This is a genomic window from Marinifilum sp., assembly GCF_965230805.1.
In the GTDB taxonomy this organism is placed as follows: domain Bacteria; phylum Bacteroidota; class Bacteroidia; order Bacteroidales; family Marinifilaceae; genus Marinifilum.
This window is the reverse complement of sequence record NZ_OZ246019.1, coordinates 2,253,444-2,272,442: the sequence shown is the minus strand read 5'-3', so window position 1 is coordinate 2,272,442 and position 18,999 is coordinate 2,253,444. Positions and strand designations below refer to the sequence as shown.

Below are 18,999 nucleotides of genomic sequence, written 5' to 3'. Positions count from 1 at the left end.
CAACAATTTGTAAACTTTATGCAGAAGATTGTATTTCTGCATATCGTTCTGTTTTTTATGCGTTGCTTCTATCTTTTTATCGAGAAGTTGATGCCCAAAAACAAAAGGATCGCACTTTTTTTTCTGACCGAGAAAGTGTTTTTCGATAATTCGAAATACCTGTTCGAATACATGAGGGGAAAGAACGACTTCAACAGCATCCTGTTCACTTCTAACAAGAAGCTTTACAAGCAACTGCAAGAGAAATTTCCGGGTGAAATCGTTTACGCACTGTCATTAAAAGGATTCTTTTTATTTCTGAGAAGTAAGCATGTAATCATTTCATACGGCATTAGTGCCGCTGCTTTTGCGCCTTACTATCTGCATCAAAAATGCAAGAATATTATTTATCTGGGACACGGAACGCCTATGAAGAAAATGGCTTTGCAAACGCCTGTTTGGAGAAAATATGGCAAACGCAAACAGTTGCAAGGCTATTCTTATATGGTGGGAAGTTCACCTTTGGAGCAAATTATTCATGCTGCAGGATTTGATATCGACATGAACAATGTTTGGGTAACAGGCTTGCCTCGCAACGATTATTTGACTGATCAGCTAAAACTAAATACCGATTTATTGCTTAAGAATCCATTCTTGGATCGGAAGATTATTCTTTACGCTCCAACCTGGCGCGAAGAAGGACACAAAACACACTTCTTCCCTTTCGAAGATTTCGATGGCGATAAACTGGCGAAGTTCCTGGAGGAAGAAGATGCATATATTTTGGTTCGTGGGCACAAGGAAGATATCAAACGCAAATCGGTACAAAAAACACACGATTTCTTTGCAATAGAACGAGTAATAAAAGCCGATCAGGATCGATTCGAAGATGTGTATGAATTGCTTCCTTACATTGATATATTGGTAACCGATTACTCTTCGCTTTGGATCGATTACTTGTTATTGGATCGTCCGATTGTATTCTTGCCATACGATTTGGAAGAATACAGCCAATACAAAGGCTTTTTTATCGATTTCGAGGAAAATTCCCCGGGGGCAAAATCAGAAAGTCAGAAAGCGTTTATCACAAATTTAAAACGATATTTCGATCAGCCGCAAACTCACGCCAAGTGGCGCAAGAAAATTCGTGATATGTATCACACTTATCAGGATAACGGAAGCTGCGAAAGAGTGTACAACGAATTACGAAAACTAAACAATTAAATATGAAGCGTGTTATCACATTTGGAACATTTGATCTCTTCCACATAGGTCATTTAAATATTCTTGAACGAGCTAAACAATTCGGAGATTATCTGATAGTTGGTGTTTCAACCGATGCCCTTAACTTTTCCAAAAAGCAAAAAAATCCAATTCATAGTCAGGAAGAAAGAACACGAATTATTAACGCACTTAAAGTTGTTGATGAAGTATTTTATGAAGAATCGCTGGAATTAAAAGGCGACTATATCAAAAAATACAATGCTGATGTATTGGTAATGGGTGATGACTGGAAAGATAAATTTGACGAGTTTAAAAGTTTATGCGAAGTGATTTATCTTGAACGTACACCTTCCATTTCAACCACCGAAATCATTGAAATAATAAAAAGATAGAATTCCATACCTATCTTAATGAGTTAATTTCCTTTACATTATCCATGGTAAGCTGGTAAAGCATATCCTGTGCCAGGTTAATTTTCTTTTGTACAGCATCATAATCAGAAATTAGTTTCTCAAGTTTTTCTTGCAGATCCGATTCGAACTGTTCCGATAAGATTTCAATTCCCCATTCGGGATGTTTGATATCATCCAAAAACCATTTCATTTTATCATGCGATATCAAGGAAAGAATTCCATTCCCAATTCCAAATGGTATCATTTGCGCATGACCTCTCATTCCTATTGTAATCGGAACATTCTTGTAATAATCAATGATTTGATCATAAGAATCGTAAGTTAAATCCTTAAATGGAAATTTCGATTTAATGTATGGTTTTATTTTTTTATCCACTTTACAATGGCCTACAAATTCTACTTTCCAAGCTTCTGCTTTGTAGGATTCACAAATAGAGACCAAGGATGCAAGTATACTCTTAAATCGTCCTTTAAATCTCATTTCTTCGCGGTCAAAGGCAATGTTTATGGCAATTTTTTTATCCCTTTTGCGATTAAAATTAAAGCTCTGTTCTACTTCGGGATGAAGCTTTTTAATAATGGTTGTCGGACAGGGCTGAAATTTAATCTTAGATTGTAATTCTTCGGGCAGATAAGTTTTTATCGCATTGATGCTCCCTGTATTTCTTAAACCAACAAAAGCGGCTTTTGAAATGGTTTTCAGCAAATGACTTTCAAATACCTCATCAAACTCCTCTTGACCTCTAAAACGGTTATACCCTACGGCAAATAGTACCAATGGGACATGCAATTTGTCAAGCCTGCTTTCCTTTATGTTGAATTGCCATCCGGAATTTGAGTTTGAATTCGAGTCTTTAAGAAAAAGTCCACCACCACCAAGTACCAAAACCCTGGCTTTTTTATTCAGCAATTCAATTTCCTCTTCACAAATTTCGCCAGTTCCTAAATCTCTTTGGTAAAACGGATGCTTTTGAATCGTATTCTCTACTTCTTGAAAGAGAACAATATCGCCGGCATTTCCTATACCCCACACACCGTAATGGAAATCTACCTTCCCACTTGAGCTCAACAATCTTTTGTTCAGCATCTTGCTTCTCCTGTATCTTAATAAAATCTTTCCTTTGCGATATACTTCAAACGGATTATTAATGATCCTTAGAATAAGCTTGTTTTTCATTTTACAAGTTTTGGGTGATGATTCCTTTACTTTTCAATGCAGTCTGCTGCAAAAATGATTAATTTTAAGCCGAATCCCAAATCAAATAGACATCACATACTCGGTAATGAATAAGAATCAGGTTTATGTTTGCACTAGCATCTTCAACTTATACATAAGTGTTTTGTTGGCTATCGCAAATAAGCAAAAAGGAATAAAGTCAAAGCTTATCTATTTTAATATGGATTCCGCCTTCGATGCATACGAAGCTCAGCTATTGTCATGTTCTTACTTTGATGATGTAATTGGTGTGAAGGATTTACGCAACCGAAAAATAAAAGGTTTAAAGGAAGTTCTGGCTAATATTTTTTTCTATCGCAAGCAGGTAAATAAATATTTCGATCGGTTTGTGGAGAAAGGTAAATTAGAAGAGTTAATCGGTGATTCTGAAATCAATGTATTTTCAACTACTCTGCTATTTCAGAAATATCTGTTTTTTAACTTTGGTAAAAACTACTTTAGGATTTTGGAAGATGGTTTAATTGTCTATCGCGAGATTAAAAATCCAATAACAAGAGCAATTAAATTGATTCATGGAATTCCCGATCGTCCTGCCGATTCCTTCTTTAAAGAGATATGGGTTTCTCAACCCGATCAGTTACCTAATAAAGCTCGTGCAAAATCTAAAAAATTCGAGCTAACAGATTTAGTAGAAAACTTAAGTCGGGAAAAGAAAAAAGAAGTTGTAGATTTTTTCCTGAAAGATCTTAGCATTCAGAAAAACAACATAAAAAATGCACTCATAATTACTCAGCCTTTATCAGAGGATAATTTTATTTCAGAGCAGTATAAGATCAATTTATACAAAAAAATAGCCCGTGAATACAAAGCCAAAGGCTATCAGGTATACCTAAAAAATCATCCCAGAGAAAAAACAAGTTATCAAGAAGTCATTCCGGAAATAGATGGAATTATACCTGGCTCTTTTCCTTTAGAAGTTTTAAACCTCAACCAATCTGTTCAGTTTGATAAAGGAATAACCATATTCTCATCTGCACTTCATAATTGTAATTTTATCAATGAAAAAGTCTTTTTAGGCGAATCTTGGGATCCCAAGATCCATTCTGAACTGCAAAAGAGGTTCAAAATGTAGATTATTCCGAAAATTGTTTTTAACATTAGTATCTCAAAAAATAAATCGACACAAGCAAAAAGCATTATGAAATCAGTTGCTATTATTCCACTTCGAGAAGGATCAAAAGGTATTCCTGGAAAAAATAAGGTCAAGATACTTGGCCGGCCACTATATCAATGGTGTTTGGGAGAAGCAATCTTTTCGGATCTTGACGAGATATATGTTTTTACCGATGATAAAGAAATTATTAATCAGGTTAGAAATGAATATTCCTGGGCTCCTAAGGTAAAGGCTATTGAAAGAAGCGAAGAAAGCGCTTCAGATACTGCCAGCACCGAGCAAGCTATGCTTGAATTTTCGGATCACTTAAAAAATGATTATGACATCATTTGTTTGCTTCAGGCAACTTCTCCTTTAACCACAAGGGAAGACATTAATAAGGGACTGCGAAAAATAACAAGCGAAAAAAATGATTCTGCCTTATCTGTTGTCAATACAAAAAGGTTTATCTGGAACCGTAATGGGGAAAGTGTAAACTACGACTATGCAAATAGACCGAGAAGACAAGATTTTGATGGCCTTTTAATAGAAAATGGTGCTGTTTATGTTTCTTCGAAAGATGCTTTCCTTAAAAGCAAAAACAGACTAAGTGGCAAGATCGGGTTGATTGAAATGCCGGAAGATAGCTTGACTGAAATTGACGAAACCAGCGATTTACTAATGATTGAAAAGCTACTTTTGAACAGGCTTCATCAACACAAAAGAAATCCTAAGAAAATTAAAGCAGTTGTGCTGGATGTTGATGGCGTTTTTACCGATGGAAAAGTGCAGGTATCACCGGAAGGTGAATTAGCAAAAACATTTTCGATGCGCGATGGAATGGGCTTGGCTATTTTAAGAAATTCGGGTGTCGATATCATGGTCATGACCTCTGAAAATTCGCCCATAGTTGCTCAACGAATGGAAAAACTTGGCATCAAGAATTTATACATGGGCGTAATGGATAAGTATACTCGCTTAAATCAAATCCTATTGGATAAAAATATTTCACGTAATGAAATTGCCTATATTGGCGACGACATTAATGATATGGCAAATTTAAATGCTGTTTCGTGGGGAATATGTCCGAATGATGCCATTCCCGAAGTGAAACAATCCTGCGATTTATCGCTTACCAACAATGGTGGTAATATGGCAATTCGTGAGGCTGTTGAGTTTATCATTAATTACAACAAAAGATTTAAATAAAATACAATGAAAGAGGCAAAGGTTATTGCAGAAATTGGTTGCAATCATAAAGGAGATATCGAAATTGCAAAAGAGCTAATTAAAGTAGCTAAGATATTCTGTAATGCAGATGTGGTGAAATTTCAAAAACGAAATAATAAGGAATTACTTACCGAATCGCAATACAACGCACCACACCCTAATCCTGCTAACTCGTATGGTGATACTTACGGAGCGCACAGAGAATATCTGGAATTTAATTTAGAAGAGCACAAACGCTTAAAAGAGTATTGCGACGAATTGGAAATTACTTACTCTACCTCGACATGGGACTTAAGTTCTGCTCAGCAAATTGCAAGTTTACAACCAGAGTTGATAAAAATACCTTCTGCTTGCAACAACAATTACGAAATGCTTGGCTGGCTGTGCGATAATTACGAAGGTGAAATTCATGTTTCAACCGGAATGACCAGTAAAGACGAAATTGAAGATCTCATTTCATTCTTCGAAGAAAAGAATCGAAATCAAGATATTGTGTTATATGCATGTACATCAGGCTATCCGGTTCCTTTCGAAGATGTTTGCCTGCTCGAAATCAGCAGACTTAAGGAAAAGTATCAAAACAGAGTGAAGGAAATTGGATTTTCGGGTCATCACTTGGGAATAGCCGTTGATGTGGCTGCTTATGTATTGGGTGCAAATTGGGTGGAACGACATTACACACTCGATAGAACCTGGAAAGGAACAGATCATGCTGCATCTCTTGAACCTGCCGGCGTTCGTAAACTTGTTCGCGACCTGAAAGCTGTAAACAAAGCAATGTCGTTAAAGAGTGAAGATATTCTTGATATTGAGAAGGAGCAACGAGAAAAATTAAAGTATCAGAAGTAATTTCTGATAGAACCTTAAAAACTTATTGGCAATCTATCCTTTAATATTGTTGCTGGAAAAATGGCTCTATGGAATTTCTGCAGCCAAAGAACATGCCTGTCCAACTCACGTTAAAATAACGCACGAAACGCAAGAGAAGAACCTCTCACACCACAAGCCCCCCGGGCCTCGATTCGTTATTCGCTAATATTAAAAATCAATGTGATTTTTCATGCAGGGCAACACAATCATTTTTCCCATACCCTGTAAAGGCTTATACAGGGGTATGCCTAAAGCTTTACATGATCAAAGTAAAGGCTTATACAGGGGTATGCCTAAAGCTTTACAGGGTATGGGAAAAAATTTATAGCTCTTTTAAGGCTGTAATATCTACATTCCAATTGCTTTTTTTACAAATTGATTGAAATCTTTAGATATCCTAAAAACAAAGGATAGTAACACATAAACTCCACCAAGCACTGCTGATCGCAGTGCAATGTCGATTACAAACCAATCTGATTTGGGCACTAAATAGCCTGCACAATAAGCAGTAAAAGCCACTAAAATCACTAATAGATATCTGTAATTGAAGGGTTGAAACTGATATCTTTTTAATAAAAACAGATATTTTGACAGATTAAGAAAGAAAGTTGCTGTTAAAGATGCAACAGCTGCTCCTGTTATTCCCCAAATTCGTATCATGATTATATTGGAGGTGATTACAAGTATACCATACATTACCATAAAAACGGTTTGCATTTTGTAGTATGAGGATGATTGAATAATCACCCCACTTACTCCCGAAAGCATCTGAACTACATTTGATAAACCAATAAAAAAAACGACATATTTCCCATCAATAAATCTATCAGAAACTATTTCGAGGATATTATCGATATTAATCCAGATGCCAATAAACAACAGGCATCCGAGCATAAACTGATGTAATCCGCTTTGAGAATAAATCTGAGCAATTGTTTTTAAGTCATTCTTTTTCCATGCTTCGGCAATCACAGTACTGGCAATTTTTCGAAGTGTACGCGATGGCATCGAAACCAATGTTCCAAAATTACACATGGTTCCAAAAATCCCGGTAGGCCCAAGTCCAATGTAACTCACAAGCATGATTCTATCAATCTGATTGGCCAATTTATCGCTTAAACCATTCAGTATTCCAAAGAAAGAAACACTGCACATCGACTTTCTAAGATCGGGCGTTACAAACTTTAAATTTGAGGCAAAAGAAATGTGCCCACGTACCCACAATAAAATAAACAGAAATACACTTGGTGAGCAATATGCCAATACATACAGCAAAATGAACTGGGAAAAATCAATCACATCTTGCCAAAATAAAATCAGAAAAGTGAGGTTTAGTACCTTAAAAACAATATCTCTAAAAAAAGTTCCGGAAACTGCATCGTACATCACACGGTTATATCCTTCGAAAAGGTTGTAAAACAGAGTGAAAAATACCAATGGAATTAAATAGATGAGATAATTCAAATACAATGGCGATTCATCCTGATACATTTCAACTGCAAGAGGTTGCAATACAAAATACCCAATCAGCGAAAGGGCAAAACCAGCCATTCCTACCCAGAAAAGAATAAACAAGTACCCATTGTGGTTTACATTCTCGTTTCTGAAATATGGAAACAATCGTGCTGTTACATTATTGAATCCCAAACTTGAAAATTGAGCGGCTAAGGTTGTAATTGCTCCTAACCAGGCAATTAAACCAATCTGATCGGTGGCAAAAAAATTGGGATATAAAATCCCGGTATTAATGAAACCCAAAATAGCTCCTATATATGAAATGAAGCTTCCCTTAATGGTTTGTTGTCGAATAATTCCCAATGTAATGCTATGTTTTGCGATATTACCAACACAAACTTAACAAAAAACAAATAGAAACGAAGCAAATCTACGAATGCGTAAATGAGTAAATCTAAATACTTTCTATCAGCTTAAAACTTGTAGCATGTAAGAGGAAGCTTTTCGCTAAAAAATCGTATTTTCGCAAGTGATCCATTCATTACAGGTCATAATCGATTTTAAATAAGCGAGCAAATGGCAAAAAAAGAAAAAGGCACAACACGACGATTGCGTTCCTCATATATCACATCTGTAATTAGTATTTCTCTTGTCCTTTTCATGCTAGGACTTATGGGTTTACTGATTTTAAATGCTAATCAACTTTCAAACTATGTGAAAGAGAACATAGGTGTTTCCATCATTCTAAAAGACAATGTAAAAGAGGTTGAAATTAGACGTCTGCAAAAAAATCTGGATGCAAGTGAATTTGTAAAAGCAACTGAATTTGTTGATAAAGCAACTGCAGCTAAAGACCTGCAAAAAGAATTGGGTGAAGATTTTATCTCCTTTTTGGGCTACAATCCATTACAAGCTGCAATTGATGTAAAACTATACGCCCAATATGCCAACCCGGATAGTATTGCCCTTATCGAGCAAGACCTAACAAGATACTCACAAGTGCAGGAAGTTTACTACCAAAAATCACTGGTACATTTGGTAAACGATAATGTAAAGCGCATTAGTTTCATCCTTTTGGCTTTTAGCGCTGTTTTATTTATTATTTCGTTTACACTGATTAACAACACAATCCGATTATCAATTTATTCTCAACGATTAATCATTAACACCATGCAGCTGGTTGGTGCCACCAGAGGTTTTATTCGTAAACCATTTATGGGAAAAGGTTTACTTCACGGATTTTTAGGTGCATTATTCGCAAACGCAATGCTTTCTGGCACTATTTATCTTTCTCAGAAGGAATTGAGGCAAGTCATTAGCTTTAACAACACCGAGTTGGTAGGACTGTTATTTTTACTAATTATTTTAACGGGTTTATTCATTACCTGGATTTCTACTTTATTTGCAGTAAATAAGTATTTAAGATTGGAATCAAGATCATTATATTAGCCTCTAGCTTTTAAGATATTTTAGGCAGAGCAAAAATAATGTAAGTCATCCATTATAATTTTAGGCACTTTAAGTACTTTAGGCACTAATATTTTATAAATTTGGCATTGATTTTCCAACACGGATATATTTTGAACACATGAACAAACAAAATAACAAACCAGGTTTCGCTCTTGGTAGAGAAAACTACAAACTTCTTCTAATTGGTTTTGTAATTATAATTATTGGTTTCGTTTTAATGATGGGCGGTGGCTCCGATGATCCTAATGTTTTTGATGAAAGTATCTTTAGTTTTAGAAGAATTACACTTGCTCCACTGGTGGTTTTATTCGGATTTGCGTTCGAAATTTATGCCATTATGAAGAAACCAAAAGAAACAAAATAGCGTATTACCTATCTGATTCCGAAATACATATCGGAAAAAACGCACTACTTAATTTTATGAATTGGATTGAAGCTTTACTTCTTGGATTGCTACAGGGACTGACTGAATTTTTACCTGTGAGCAGCAGTGGCCACCTTGAACTTGGAAAAGCTCTATTGGGTGTCGACACAGAAAATAATCTTGCTTTTACTGTAATTGTACATGGAGCAACAGTTCTTAGTACCATTATTGTTTTTAGAAAAGATATTCTTGCCCTTTTCAAGGATATTTTCCTTTTTCAATGGAATGAATCCACCCAATACCTTTTTAAAATTGCTGTATCTATGATTCCGATTGGAATTGTAGGTGTTTTCTTTAAGGAAGAGGTATCTGCTCTTTTCGATAAGAATGGCATTTTGCTTTTGGTAGGTTGCATGCTACTGATAACCGCCACTTTGCTGGGATTTACATACTATGCAAAACAAAAAGACAAAGAAATATCATTTAAAGATGCTTTGATAATTGGTGTAGCACAAACATTTGCCATTCTGCCGGGAATTTCGCGTTCCGGGGCTACCATCGCAACAGGACTATTGCTTGGAAATAAAAAAGCAGATATTGCCAAATTCTCTTTCCTAATGGTTTTGGTTCCTATAATTGGAGAAAATATTTTGAGTTTGGCCAGTGGTGAATTTACATCTCATGGCAACATTAAACTAACACCTTTAATTGTTGGATTCATTGCAGCTTTTATCTCCGGATTACTGGCTTGCAGCTGGATGATTAAACTCGTTAAAAAAGGAAAACTAATCTATTTTGCCATTTATTGCCTGATTATCGGAGTAATTGCTATTTTTGCAGCCTAATTGTAAAAAAACTGTTTAAAATTTATCCTTTAGTTTTTTTAATATGACGAAATGAAGCCTAACTGCGTTAAATTCTATTTAAATAGAACCACTATTCGCATAAAATTTGCCTTGTTATACTTCATTTTTCATGGATAAAAAATTCTAAAATCAAATTCAAACAGTTTTTAAATGGCAAATCACTTAGCTGATGATTCGATTCGAAACCGATAATGACTTTCAACAAGGTGCTTTTATTCTATTGAATAAGCCATATGAGTGGACTTCGTTTGATTTGGTGAACAAAATCAAGTTCAAAATCAAGCACAAGCTTCGCGTGAAAAATATTAAGGTAGGTCATGCAGGAACATTGGATCCTTTGGCCACCGGGTTGATGATTGTCTGTGTTGGCAAGTACACCAAGAAGATTGATACCTATCAGTCTCAGGTTAAAGAATACATTGCCACTTTGCAATTGGGAGCAAGCACTCCATCCTTTGATTTGGAAACAGAAATTGATCAAGAATATCAAACAGAACACATTACACGTGAGCTAATTGACAAAACTTTAAAAGGATTTATTGGAAGCATAGAGCAACGTCCACCCGATTATTCGGCTGTAAAAGTAAATGGAAAACGTGCTTACGAATATGCCCGAAAAGGTCAGGAAGTTGAAATCAAGAAGAAAACATTGGTGATCGATGAAATCGAAGTTCTTGAATATGAAGAAAATGTTCTGAAGATTAGAGTGGTTTGCAGTAAAGGAACCTATATCAGAGCTTTAGCACGCGACATTGGTCAGGCTTTAAACAGTGGTGCTCATTTAACTGCTCTGCAACGTACTCAAATCGGCGATTTCAAAATCGACGATGCTATTGAAATTGAAGATTTTATAAAATTCTTAGGAAATTTATAACTATCTTGCAACTTTTTCGTAGAACGAAAAGCTTCGCTTTTTGCAATAACAAAAAATACATATTAAAAGTCAGTCAGCCTTATGAAGTTATCTAAGTTTAAGTATAAATTACCTACAGAACTTATTGCTTTACATCCAGCCTATAACAGAGATGAATCTCGTTTAATGGTACTTCACAAAGATTCAGGTAAAATTGAGCACAAAATCTTTAAAGATTTAATCGAATATTTCGATGATGAAGATGTAATGGTGTTCAATAATACCAAAGTATTTCCTGCTCGTTTGTATGGTAACAAAGAGAAAACAGGTGCCGAAATTGAAGTATTCTTGTTGCGTGAATTGAATCGTGAGCAAAGACTTTGGGATGTTTTGGTTGATCCGGCTCGTAAAATCAGAATTGGTAATAAATTGTACTTTGGCGAAGATGATTTGTTGGTTGCTGAGGTAATAGATAATACAACATCAAGAGGTAGAACGCTGCGCTTTTTGTTCGACGGACCATATAACGAATTCAAAGAAACTCTTTTTGGATTAGGAGAAACACCCCTTCCAAAATTTATCGATCGTTCGGTTGAGCCTGAAGATGCAGAGCGTTACCAAACCATTTTTGCAAAGCACGAAGGTGCTGTTGCAGCTCCTACAGCAGGTATGCACTTTAGCCGCGAATTGATGAAGCGTTTGGAGATTAAAGGTATTGATTTTGCTGAGGTAACTCTCCATGTTGGCTTGGGTAATTTCCGCTCAGTTGATGTTGAGGATTTGACCAAACACAAAATGGATTCGGAGCAAATCTTTATTGAGAATGAAGCTGTAGAAAAAGTCAACTCTGCGAAAAAGAAAAAGAAAAATGTTTGTGCTGTTGGAACAACTGTAATGAGAACTCTTGAAAGTTCTGTATCCACAATGGGAACTCTAAAACCTTTTGAAGGATGGACGAATAAATTCATTTTCCCTCCTTATGACTTCCATGTACCAAACAGAATGATTACAAACTTCCACTTGCCTCTTTCTACCTTAATGATGATGGTTTGTGCATTTGGTGGTTACGACAATGTAATGGCTGCTTACGAAGAAGCAATTAAGGAGAAATACCGATTTGGAACTTATGGGGATGCAATGTTGATTTTGTAAGTCTGATAAAGTAAAATATTTAAAAGCTGGTGATTTTATAATCATCAGCTTTTTTCTTTCCTTATTCAAATTGCAATTACTCCTCAGTATTAATCATCCAAGTGGAAAATACATTTAAGTAATTCCAATAAGACATAAGCAAGTCCTCAGAAAGTCCAAGTTTCGGCAGTAGTTTCTGATAGCATTCCAACCAAATTCTTCTTCCATCGGCAGTTATTTTAAATGGGCGATGGCGACGAACCAACATCGGTTCCCCTCTATTCTGATTAAAGTATTGCGACCCTCCTAAAATCTGTATAAAAAAATCAGATGAGCGTAACTTGGCAGCTTCAAACTCTTCTTCATCCGATGGAAACAACGCTCCTATTTCACTTTTTCTTAATAGATTATAATGGTCGTCAACTAATTTTCTTACTCCTTCTTCGCCAAGAACATTTAATATTTCTCGATTGGGTCTGGTAACCTGAGGTCTTTCTCCGAATTGATATTCTTTTATTTCAAGATTCATCTGTTTATATATTTTTCCATTTGCCAGATGGAAGCCGCAAGATCAAAATAATCATTACGGTGTATGTTTAATAATTATTTTAATCATGCTCGTTTCATCTGTTTATATATTTCATTTTCTCTCTTAATTTACATTTAAAAGTATCAAAGATTTTTTAATTAAAGATGAGTTCATCTATAAAAAGACGAATCAGTCTTTAATATCTCTCCTCTCTATCAAATTTATTTTTCTGCCAATCTGTTATTACTTAAATTTAAAATTCTGAAAGCAGAACTCTCATACTCTTTGGTCGCCAATCGGTGACATTTGTTTTTTCACTTTAAACCATGGCCTTAAGCCACAATTTTTATTATCATGAAAAAGATATTATATCTGATTCTTATTCTAATCTGCACAAGTCAATTTTGCATTGCACAGGAGTGCACCATTTACATTCCCAACACTGTTGGTACTGAATTGCATTACGAAATGACCAACCAGAAAGGAAAAGTTCTAGGTTCCTACACACAAAAATTATTATCGATTAAAAACAAAGACGATGAAACCATTTATTCTATGCTGCACACCACAATGGATGGCAATTCTGCTGATAAAATACTAATGCAGGACACCATTACTTTTCGTTGCAAGGGCAATGAGTTTTATATTGATATGGATCAGTACTTGAACGAAAAACAGATGGAAGCCTTTCAGAATATGGAAGTGAAAGTTATTACCGATGACATAAATTATCCTGCCAATTTAAGTCCGGGGCAAAAGCTAAAAGACGGATCTATAACAGTATCAATAGAAGGCGGAATGATGAACATGAGTTTTACTACAAACATCACAAACCGTAAGGTAGAATCGAAAGAAAACATGGATACCCCAGCCGGAACATTTAAGTGTTATAAGCTTTCAGAGGAAATTCAGAGTAAAACAGGATTTGTGAACGTCACCATGCGCAATGTAATTTGGATTTCAAAGGATATTGGAACCATTAGAAGTGAATCTTACAATAAGAAAGGAAAGTTAACGGGCATTACACAGCTGGTGAAAATTGTAAAGTAAAATTCCTAAATACAAATCCCAAATTCCGGAATATGGAGCTTGGGATTTTATTTTTAGGATTTATTAATTCATTATATTTCTTGGCTTGCCCTGTAGCCAAAGCTTAATATTTTCCATTACGATATCGATTCGTTTTTGGAAGGATTCGTTGGTAGCATAAGCAATGTGTGGCAGCATAATTAGGTTTGGTGCTGTAAACAGGATATGATCCCTATCCAAAGGAGGTTCTTTTTCGTAAACATCTAGTGCTGCTCCAGCAATTTCTGCCTCATCCAAAGCCCAACACAAAGCTTCGCTATCCACAACTGGTCCGCGTGCAGTATTGATTAGAATGGCTTCTGCTTTCATCAGTTTAAATTCCTCTTTCCCCATTAAGCCCTTTGTTTCATTGCTTAATGGTACATGCAATGAAACAATATCCGACTCCCTCAGCAAAGTTTCCTTATCAACAAAAGTTACACCTTCTACACACTTTTCGCTTCTACTATAGGCAAGTACCCTACAATTAAAAACTTTTGCTATTTGAGCTACTCTAAGACCGATTTCACCAGCTCCAATAATCCCTAAAGTCTTTCCATTTAATTCAGTGCCTAAAAATCCGCCACGACCACCACCAAAACGTGTCATGGCATCGCCTCCAACAATCTTGCGATACACCGATAATATCATGCCAATGCAAAGTTCGGCTACCGATTCGGTAGAAAATCCAGAGGCATTGGAAACCAAAACATTTCGCTCGTTACAAGCCTGCATATCAATATGATCTATTCCTGTAAAGGCAACTGAAATCATCGAAAGATTGGGGCAGGCATCAATAAAATTTTTCGTGATTGGAATGTTGCTTACCACAATGGCATCGGCTCCCTCAGCACGCTTAATCATCTCTTGCTCGTCCTCGTTTCGATCTCCAAAAAACACCAGCTCGTGTCCCAGATCTTCAAATTCTTTTTTAAACTGACCATATTGGCAGGCGGTCATTCCTATTGGTTCAAGTATTGCGAATTTCATTTCATTTATATTATCAGGCAGTAAGATGATCTACATCTCCACAACTCATTAAACAAATATCTTTATAAAAATCAGACTGCTAAAGTAAAGATTTCATTGTTCAGAATCAATGCAATAAAGATTTCCATTCTAAACTGTGTAAAAAATAGATTGATCAGCCAATAAGGCATTTTGACCGATTAAAATTTTAAGACTCCGTTTTTTTTATGAATTTGTATGAGCTAAATTAACCCACTAAATTATGATTGAACACCAAAAAACATACAATAAATTCTTAAATCAATTCATAAACAAATGGCTTAGCTGTGCCGAAGACTTCCCAAAAAACAAAAGGAAATATTCGAGTATCGAGAAGTTTATTTGGGAAATGAAGTGTGAACGATTCCTGAATTTTGCCAAATCCTTCAGCCAAAACGAAATCAATGAAAATGATATACTGCTCAACAAGTGCAAATCCTTTTTCAGAGATGAACTTTCCTATACCAGAGATCAATTGCAATTGATTTTTTCGGATGATATGATTGTGGCTACAAAAGATTTTATCAGAAGAGCTCTACAGTTTGATTCTGAGCTAAGCAATGAAGAACTTTTTCAGGCATTAAGAAATCAGTGGATCGTCTTTGGTTTACAATCCTTATTCAATTATCCTGTTCAAACCACCTCATCAACACTGGCATATAGCTTGCTTTATCCGTATTCCGATAATTTCATCGATTCGAGAAGAATCTCCTATCAAGACAAAATAGAGTTCTCGAAACGATTTGAGCTACGTTTACAGGGCGATAAGGTGATTGCAAAAAGCAAAGCAGAAGAGAGAATCTATCAATTGGTAAGCATGATTGAGGATGATTTTGATAGAAATGATTTTCCTAAGCTATACGAAAGCCTGCTGGACATTCATCATGCACAAACCAGGAGCATAGCCTTAACCAGGCAAAGCGTATTAAGCGATATTAAATGTTTCGAAATTGCAGTTACCAAAGGTGCAACATCGGTGATTGCCGATGGTTATTTAATTGCAGGAGAATTGAGCTACGATCAACTTCATTTTCTGTATGAATATGGTGCCTATTTGCAAATTCTTGACGATTTGCAGGATGCCCGGGATGATTTGTACGAGGGTGTATTTACATGTTTTTCGAAAAATCTTCATTCACAATATTTGGATAGCATGTTGTGCAAAACCTACTATTTGGGAAAAGAAGTTTTGGCAACTATACAACAAATATATCCTGGCAAAATTGCGTTCCAGGGTTTAATTAAACGCAGCTTTAGCCTGCTTTTCGCCTCATCGGTGCTTACCAACCCAAAAGACTTTAGTCCTGCATTTATTCAACAATGCGAGCGACACTCTCCTTTTCGCTTTTCGTTTGCCGAGAAACACAAAGCTGAACTGAATCATTCTCAGGTATTATTTGATAAAAAATTGGAAGAGTTTAAAAACACAGATCTGTGTATGATTAATAAGCCGATCTCGACTAAAAAAACGGTTCCCCTTTACAATGATTTTGAGTAGAAATTACCGAAGGAATATCAGGATATTGCTAGGGGATTTGAGGAAATATATGCCAAAAGCAGTTAAATTCTTTGAAAGCTATGCCTCTATATTTTGCTTTGACAAAGCTCAACAGCATTTTAAGGCTCATTTCGTGGTAAACCCGGTATAATCTGTAATGCCGGTTTTATTATGCTTGTGCAAGCTGTTTTATGGTATTGCACAAAAAACGCCTTTATCCTGTTAAGAACAAAAGCGTTGATTTAAAATTGATCAGCTTACAATTTTCTCATTTGTCAAATGGAAGCCGCAAGCTTTTTATGCTCTTCGTAGTGTATTAGGCGTGTAATCCACACTCACGGTTGCCAAGAACTTTTGTAGGATCATAATACTTTGTTTCGATACCTAAATTGTGTTCTTCAAGGTATTTGTCCATTTGCTCATCGCTCCAATCGTAGAATGGACTAACTTTTAGTAGTCCATCAGCCGAAAGTGAAAGGATATCAATAGAATCGCGGAAAGCAGTTTGACCTTTTCTTAAGTTTGTAAACCAAACATCTGGCTTGTGCTCTTCCATAGCTCTGCGGAATGGCTCTAATTTTACCTGCTCGGTAAATTCTTTGTGCTTCGGATCATTAATATCAGGAATCCCCATTACCACATCACGATGTGCTGCACTTTGCTTGGGTACATACAATTTCACATTCAGATCCAATTGCTTGATGGTTTGTTCGGCATGGCGATAGGTATTGGAGGTATTGTATCCTGAATCACACCAAATCACAGGAATATCCTTTTTAACTTGAGCACATGCATGAAGAATAACAGCTTCATAGGGTCTGAAGTTGGTTGTAACCACAGCCTTTTTTCCATATTCAACTGCCCATTCAATAATCTCCTTTGGGGTTTTACCTCTTAAATCCTCGTTAAGTGCTTTAATATCCATTTTTATGCTTATTAATCGTTTATTTTTCTGAATTGCACCAACGAAATTATAAAAAAAATCTGCTTTAAACTTTTAAAACAAAGAATAATCCAAAAGTTGCTATGTGTTTTGATGATCTGTTTTTGATGTTTTCCATAGACTGAGGGTATCAATTTTATAAAAACAGTAAATGTCTTTATAAAAAGCTTAAAACTAAATCCAAGATATTCTTGTCTTGTGCCGATTAGGCATAAAATCAGCGGCTACATCCCAACATCAATCTTCGGGTATTAAATCCTTACATCAACTAGGCTTAATTATACCTTCCGATTGCAGCAAAGCCGCTGCTTCGAGCAACATGACACCGCTTAACTGAACGGTTAAATCTACTGTAGAATCAGGAGTGATATTCCAGTATGTATTAAAAAGATTACTTTCCTTATCTCTGCCATACGCCCATAAACTATCTGCATTATGCTCTAGGAAATTAGCATATTGATTGCGCATATTTTGGGATAGGTTTTTGTTTCGGATCAATTGGGTGAAATACCTTACAAATATACCTTTGAACAATCCTCCATCTCCATCGCCCTCATCTTTCAATAATCCGGCCGTTGTAGATAGTGAATTTATAGTATAATTAGCTGCCTTTTGCGCATCATTTAAATAGACTGATTCGCCTGTAATTTTGTAAAGCTCTAAAGCTGCACCCTGATATACTCCTTGATTGTATGTAAAAATCCAATCCTTTCTAATGGATAATACTCCACCATTATCAACTACATGATCCCATACAGCACCTGTTGAAGGGTCCACCAAATTGCTCTTTACCCAATTGTAGGTTTTTAAAGCCCATTCCAGGTCATCCTGATCTTTATCGAGTTGATACAAGCGAGATGCTAAAATGGAAGCCGGACTATTGGATATGGCATTTTTACCATTAGGCTTAGTTTTCACCCACATTAATCCTCCACCTGCATAATTATTCCAACCTGTTTTAATATCCTCCCATAGGATATCCACAGCCTCTTTAAATTTTTGATTACCGGTTATTTCATAGGCTCTTAACATGGCCAGAGCATTCCACTCCATATCGTCATAGTAATCATTGATCCAAGTATTGGCATTCTTGGCTTTTACTCCTTCGAACCAATTGTTGATATAGCTGAGATAAAGCTCGCTATTGGTTCTTTCATAGGCATCCAATAAAACATCTAATGAGTGTGCTTGAGGCCAGTAGTGAAATTCAGAATTTCCCTGATTATTTTTATTGAAATACCTGCCTTGGCTGTTCCAATAGCTAGTAATAAAAACTTGTGTTGCCTTATTTGCATTTAGCAACCAATCCATTTGCTCTTCCTGTTCGGCACCTGCAGCAGGATTATCCCCATCGCTACTACATGCTACTAAAACATATAGTAACATCACAAATAAAAACCAACTAATTTGCCTCATCTTCTTCATTTAAATAGGAATAATCCAAAAGTAAACTTCTGTTATTTGATTAAAACTTAAGGGTTGATAAGCATTTTGAAAGCAAGCACAAAAAATATAACATACCATCCTATATTTGATGGGTTGAGAATTTTTTCATCAAAACCAATCTCGTCTTCATGAGATAATTTTGGTGTATGCTGAGTACTTCAATCTACGCCTGTGCCAAATATAGTAGTTTTTTTAAGTGAATAACAAACTACTCTACCTGCTCAGAAACAAGTAAAGCCATGAAACTAGCGCTTGTGCAAGCCAGCTGCCTGTATTTAACAGCTAAATTAACGTGAGTTCGACGTAAAATTCGTTCACAGTT

At 35.9% G+C, this 18,999-nt stretch carries 18 protein-coding genes; 12 read left to right on the top strand and 6 right to left on the bottom strand.

What is annotated here, in order from left to right; genetic code table 11:
• Positions 1–18 precede the first annotated feature (18 nt).
• Both ACO05S_RS09115 and ACO05S_RS09110 read left to right on the top strand, forming a co-directional pair.
• Positions 19–1,203, top strand: coding sequence for a CDP-glycerol glycerophosphotransferase family protein (locus tag ACO05S_RS09115; RefSeq protein WP_421921202.1), 1,185 nt, complete (start codon positions 19–21; stop codon positions 1,201–1,203).
• 2 nt (positions 1,204–1,205) lie between these two features.
• The gene (locus tag ACO05S_RS09110; protein WP_421921201.1) at positions 1,206–1,595 is read left to right on the top strand and encodes an adenylyltransferase/cytidyltransferase family protein; all 390 of its coding nucleotides are present in this window, start codon (positions 1,206–1,208) and stop codon (positions 1,593–1,595) included.
• A gap of 10 nt (positions 1,596–1,605) precedes the next feature.
• Here ACO05S_RS09110 and ACO05S_RS09105 read toward each other — a convergent pair whose 3' ends face one another.
• Positions 1,606–2,793, bottom strand: a complete 1,188-nt coding sequence (locus ACO05S_RS09105) for a polysaccharide pyruvyl transferase family protein (protein WP_421921200.1) — start codon at positions 2,791–2,793, stop codon at positions 1,606–1,608.
• Between the two features lie 106 nt (positions 2,794–2,899).
• Here ACO05S_RS09105 and ACO05S_RS09100 point away from each other — a divergent pair, with 106 nt between their 5' ends.
• The 3 genes from ACO05S_RS09100 to ACO05S_RS09090 all read left to right on the top strand — a co-directional run bounded on the left by ACO05S_RS09100 (position 2,900) and on the right by ACO05S_RS09090 (position 6,025).
• Positions 2,900–3,925, top strand: coding sequence for a glycosyltransferase family 52 (locus ACO05S_RS09100; RefSeq protein WP_421921199.1), 1,026 nt, complete (start codon positions 2,900–2,902; stop codon positions 3,923–3,925).
• A gap of 66 nt (positions 3,926–3,991) precedes the next feature.
• Positions 3,992–5,155, top strand: coding sequence for a cytidylyltransferase domain-containing protein (locus tag ACO05S_RS09095; protein ID WP_421921198.1), 1,164 nt, complete (start codon positions 3,992–3,994; stop codon positions 5,153–5,155).
• A 6-nt stretch (positions 5,156–5,161) separates the two neighbouring features.
• Complete coding sequence (locus ACO05S_RS09090) at positions 5,162–6,025, top strand: N-acetylneuraminate synthase family protein (RefSeq protein ID WP_421921197.1); 864 nt, start codon at positions 5,162–5,164, stop codon at positions 6,023–6,025.
• 369 nt (positions 6,026–6,394) lie between these two features.
• Here the strand turns inward: ACO05S_RS09090 and ACO05S_RS09085 are convergent, their stop codons facing one another.
• Positions 6,395–7,864 (bottom strand): lipopolysaccharide biosynthesis protein, encoded by a 1,470-nt coding sequence (locus ACO05S_RS09085; protein ID WP_421921196.1) that lies wholly within the window; start codon positions 7,862–7,864, stop codon positions 6,395–6,397.
• A 213-nt stretch (positions 7,865–8,077) separates the two neighbouring features.
• Between ACO05S_RS09085 and ACO05S_RS09080 the strand changes: the two genes are divergently transcribed.
• From ACO05S_RS09080 to queA, 5 genes are all read left to right on the top strand, one after another.
• The gene (locus ACO05S_RS09080; RefSeq protein WP_421921195.1) at positions 8,078–8,950 is read left to right on the top strand and encodes a cell division protein FtsX; all 873 of its coding nucleotides are present in this window, start codon (positions 8,078–8,080) and stop codon (positions 8,948–8,950) included.
• 139 nt (positions 8,951–9,089) lie between these two features.
• Positions 9,090–9,335 carry a DUF3098 domain-containing protein gene (locus ACO05S_RS09075; protein WP_421921194.1) on the top strand — a complete coding sequence of 82 codons (246 nt, stop codon included), beginning with the start codon at positions 9,090–9,092 and terminating at the stop codon, positions 9,333–9,335.
• A 56-nt stretch (positions 9,336–9,391) separates the two neighbouring features.
• Positions 9,392–10,180, top strand: a complete 789-nt coding sequence (locus ACO05S_RS09070; RefSeq protein WP_421921193.1) for an undecaprenyl-diphosphate phosphatase — start codon at positions 9,392–9,394, stop codon at positions 10,178–10,180.
• Between the two features lie 190 nt (positions 10,181–10,370).
• Positions 10,371–11,075: a tRNA pseudouridine(55) synthase TruB gene (gene truB / locus ACO05S_RS09065; RefSeq protein WP_421921192.1), complete on the top strand. Its 705-nt coding sequence runs from the start codon at positions 10,371–10,373 to the stop codon at positions 11,073–11,075.
• 81 nt (positions 11,076–11,156) lie between these two features.
• On the top strand, positions 11,157–12,206 hold the full coding sequence (queA, locus tag ACO05S_RS09060; protein WP_421921191.1) for a tRNA preQ1(34) S-adenosylmethionine ribosyltransferase-isomerase QueA: 1,050 nt from the start codon (positions 11,157–11,159) through the stop codon (positions 12,204–12,206).
• Between the two features lie 76 nt (positions 12,207–12,282).
• Here the strand turns inward: queA and ACO05S_RS09055 are convergent, their stop codons facing one another.
• Complete coding sequence (locus ACO05S_RS09055; RefSeq protein WP_421921190.1) at positions 12,283–12,714, bottom strand: hypothetical protein; 432 nt, start codon at positions 12,712–12,714, stop codon at positions 12,283–12,285.
• 354 nt (positions 12,715–13,068) lie between these two features.
• Between ACO05S_RS09055 and ACO05S_RS09050 the strand changes: the two genes are divergently transcribed.
• On the top strand, positions 13,069–13,764 hold the full coding sequence (locus tag ACO05S_RS09050) for a hypothetical protein (protein ID WP_421921189.1): 696 nt from the start codon (positions 13,069–13,071) through the stop codon (positions 13,762–13,764).
• Positions 13,765–13,827: 63 nt separating this feature from the next.
• Here the strand turns inward: ACO05S_RS09050 and ACO05S_RS09045 are convergent, their stop codons facing one another.
• Positions 13,828–14,772 carry an NAD(P)-dependent oxidoreductase gene (locus ACO05S_RS09045; RefSeq protein WP_421921188.1) on the bottom strand — a complete coding sequence of 315 codons (945 nt, stop codon included), beginning with the start codon at positions 14,770–14,772 and terminating at the stop codon, positions 13,828–13,830.
• A gap of 241 nt (positions 14,773–15,013) precedes the next feature.
• Between ACO05S_RS09045 and ACO05S_RS09040 the strand changes: the two genes are divergently transcribed.
• A complete protein-coding gene (locus tag ACO05S_RS09040) occupies positions 15,014–16,288 on the top strand; it encodes a hypothetical protein (RefSeq protein WP_421921187.1) in 1,275 nt (424 codons plus the stop codon).
• Positions 16,289–16,604: 316 nt separating this feature from the next.
• Here the strand turns inward: ACO05S_RS09040 and ACO05S_RS09035 are convergent, their stop codons facing one another.
• Together ACO05S_RS09035 and ACO05S_RS09030 are read right to left on the bottom strand one after the other, a co-directional pair.
• A complete protein-coding gene (locus ACO05S_RS09035) occupies positions 16,605–17,213 on the bottom strand; it encodes a phosphoadenosine phosphosulfate reductase family protein (RefSeq protein WP_421921186.1) in 609 nt (202 codons plus the stop codon).
• A gap of 282 nt (positions 17,214–17,495) precedes the next feature.
• A complete protein-coding gene (locus ACO05S_RS09030; protein ID WP_421921185.1) occupies positions 17,496–18,647 on the bottom strand; it encodes a glycoside hydrolase family 76 protein in 1,152 nt (383 codons plus the stop codon).
• Positions 18,648–18,999: the final 352 nt, after the last annotated feature.

Coding starts and splice junctions, on each gene's coding strand:
- ACO05S_RS09095 (WP_421921198.1), top strand. CDS start 3,992: ATGAAATCAGTTGCTATTATTCCACTTCGAGAAGGATCAAAAGGTATT.
- ACO05S_RS09035 (WP_421921186.1), bottom strand. CDS start 17,213: ATGGATATTAAAGCACTTAACGAGGATTTAAGAGGTAAAACCCCAAAG.
- ACO05S_RS09115 (WP_421921202.1), top strand. CDS start 19: ATGCAGAAGATTGTATTTCTGCATATCGTTCTGTTTTTTATGCGTTGC.
- ACO05S_RS09110 (WP_421921201.1), top strand. CDS start 1,206: ATGAAGCGTGTTATCACATTTGGAACATTTGATCTCTTCCACATAGGT.
- ACO05S_RS09070 (WP_421921193.1), top strand. CDS start 9,392: ATGAATTGGATTGAAGCTTTACTTCTTGGATTGCTACAGGGACTGACT.
- ACO05S_RS09075 (WP_421921194.1), top strand. CDS start 9,090: ATGAACAAACAAAATAACAAACCAGGTTTCGCTCTTGGTAGAGAAAAC.
- queA (WP_421921191.1), top strand. CDS start 11,157: ATGAAGTTATCTAAGTTTAAGTATAAATTACCTACAGAACTTATTGCT.
- ACO05S_RS09100 (WP_421921199.1), top strand. CDS start 2,900: ATGAATAAGAATCAGGTTTATGTTTGCACTAGCATCTTCAACTTATAC.
- ACO05S_RS09090 (WP_421921197.1), top strand. CDS start 5,162: ATGAAAGAGGCAAAGGTTATTGCAGAAATTGGTTGCAATCATAAAGGA.
- ACO05S_RS09030 (WP_421921185.1), bottom strand. CDS start 18,647: ATGAGGCAAATTAGTTGGTTTTTATTTGTGATGTTACTATATGTTTTA.
- ACO05S_RS09045 (WP_421921188.1), bottom strand. CDS start 14,772: ATGAAATTCGCAATACTTGAACCAATAGGAATGACCGCCTGCCAATAT.
- truB (WP_421921192.1), top strand. CDS start 10,371: ATGATTCGATTCGAAACCGATAATGACTTTCAACAAGGTGCTTTTATT.
- ACO05S_RS09050 (WP_421921189.1), top strand. CDS start 13,069: ATGAAAAAGATATTATATCTGATTCTTATTCTAATCTGCACAAGTCAA.
- ACO05S_RS09040 (WP_421921187.1), top strand. CDS start 15,014: ATGATTGAACACCAAAAAACATACAATAAATTCTTAAATCAATTCATA.
- ACO05S_RS09055 (WP_421921190.1), bottom strand. CDS start 12,714: ATGAATCTTGAAATAAAAGAATATCAATTCGGAGAAAGACCTCAGGTT.
- ACO05S_RS09105 (WP_421921200.1), bottom strand. CDS start 2,793: ATGAAAAACAAGCTTATTCTAAGGATCATTAATAATCCGTTTGAAGTA.
- ACO05S_RS09080 (WP_421921195.1), top strand. CDS start 8,078: ATGGCAAAAAAAGAAAAAGGCACAACACGACGATTGCGTTCCTCATAT.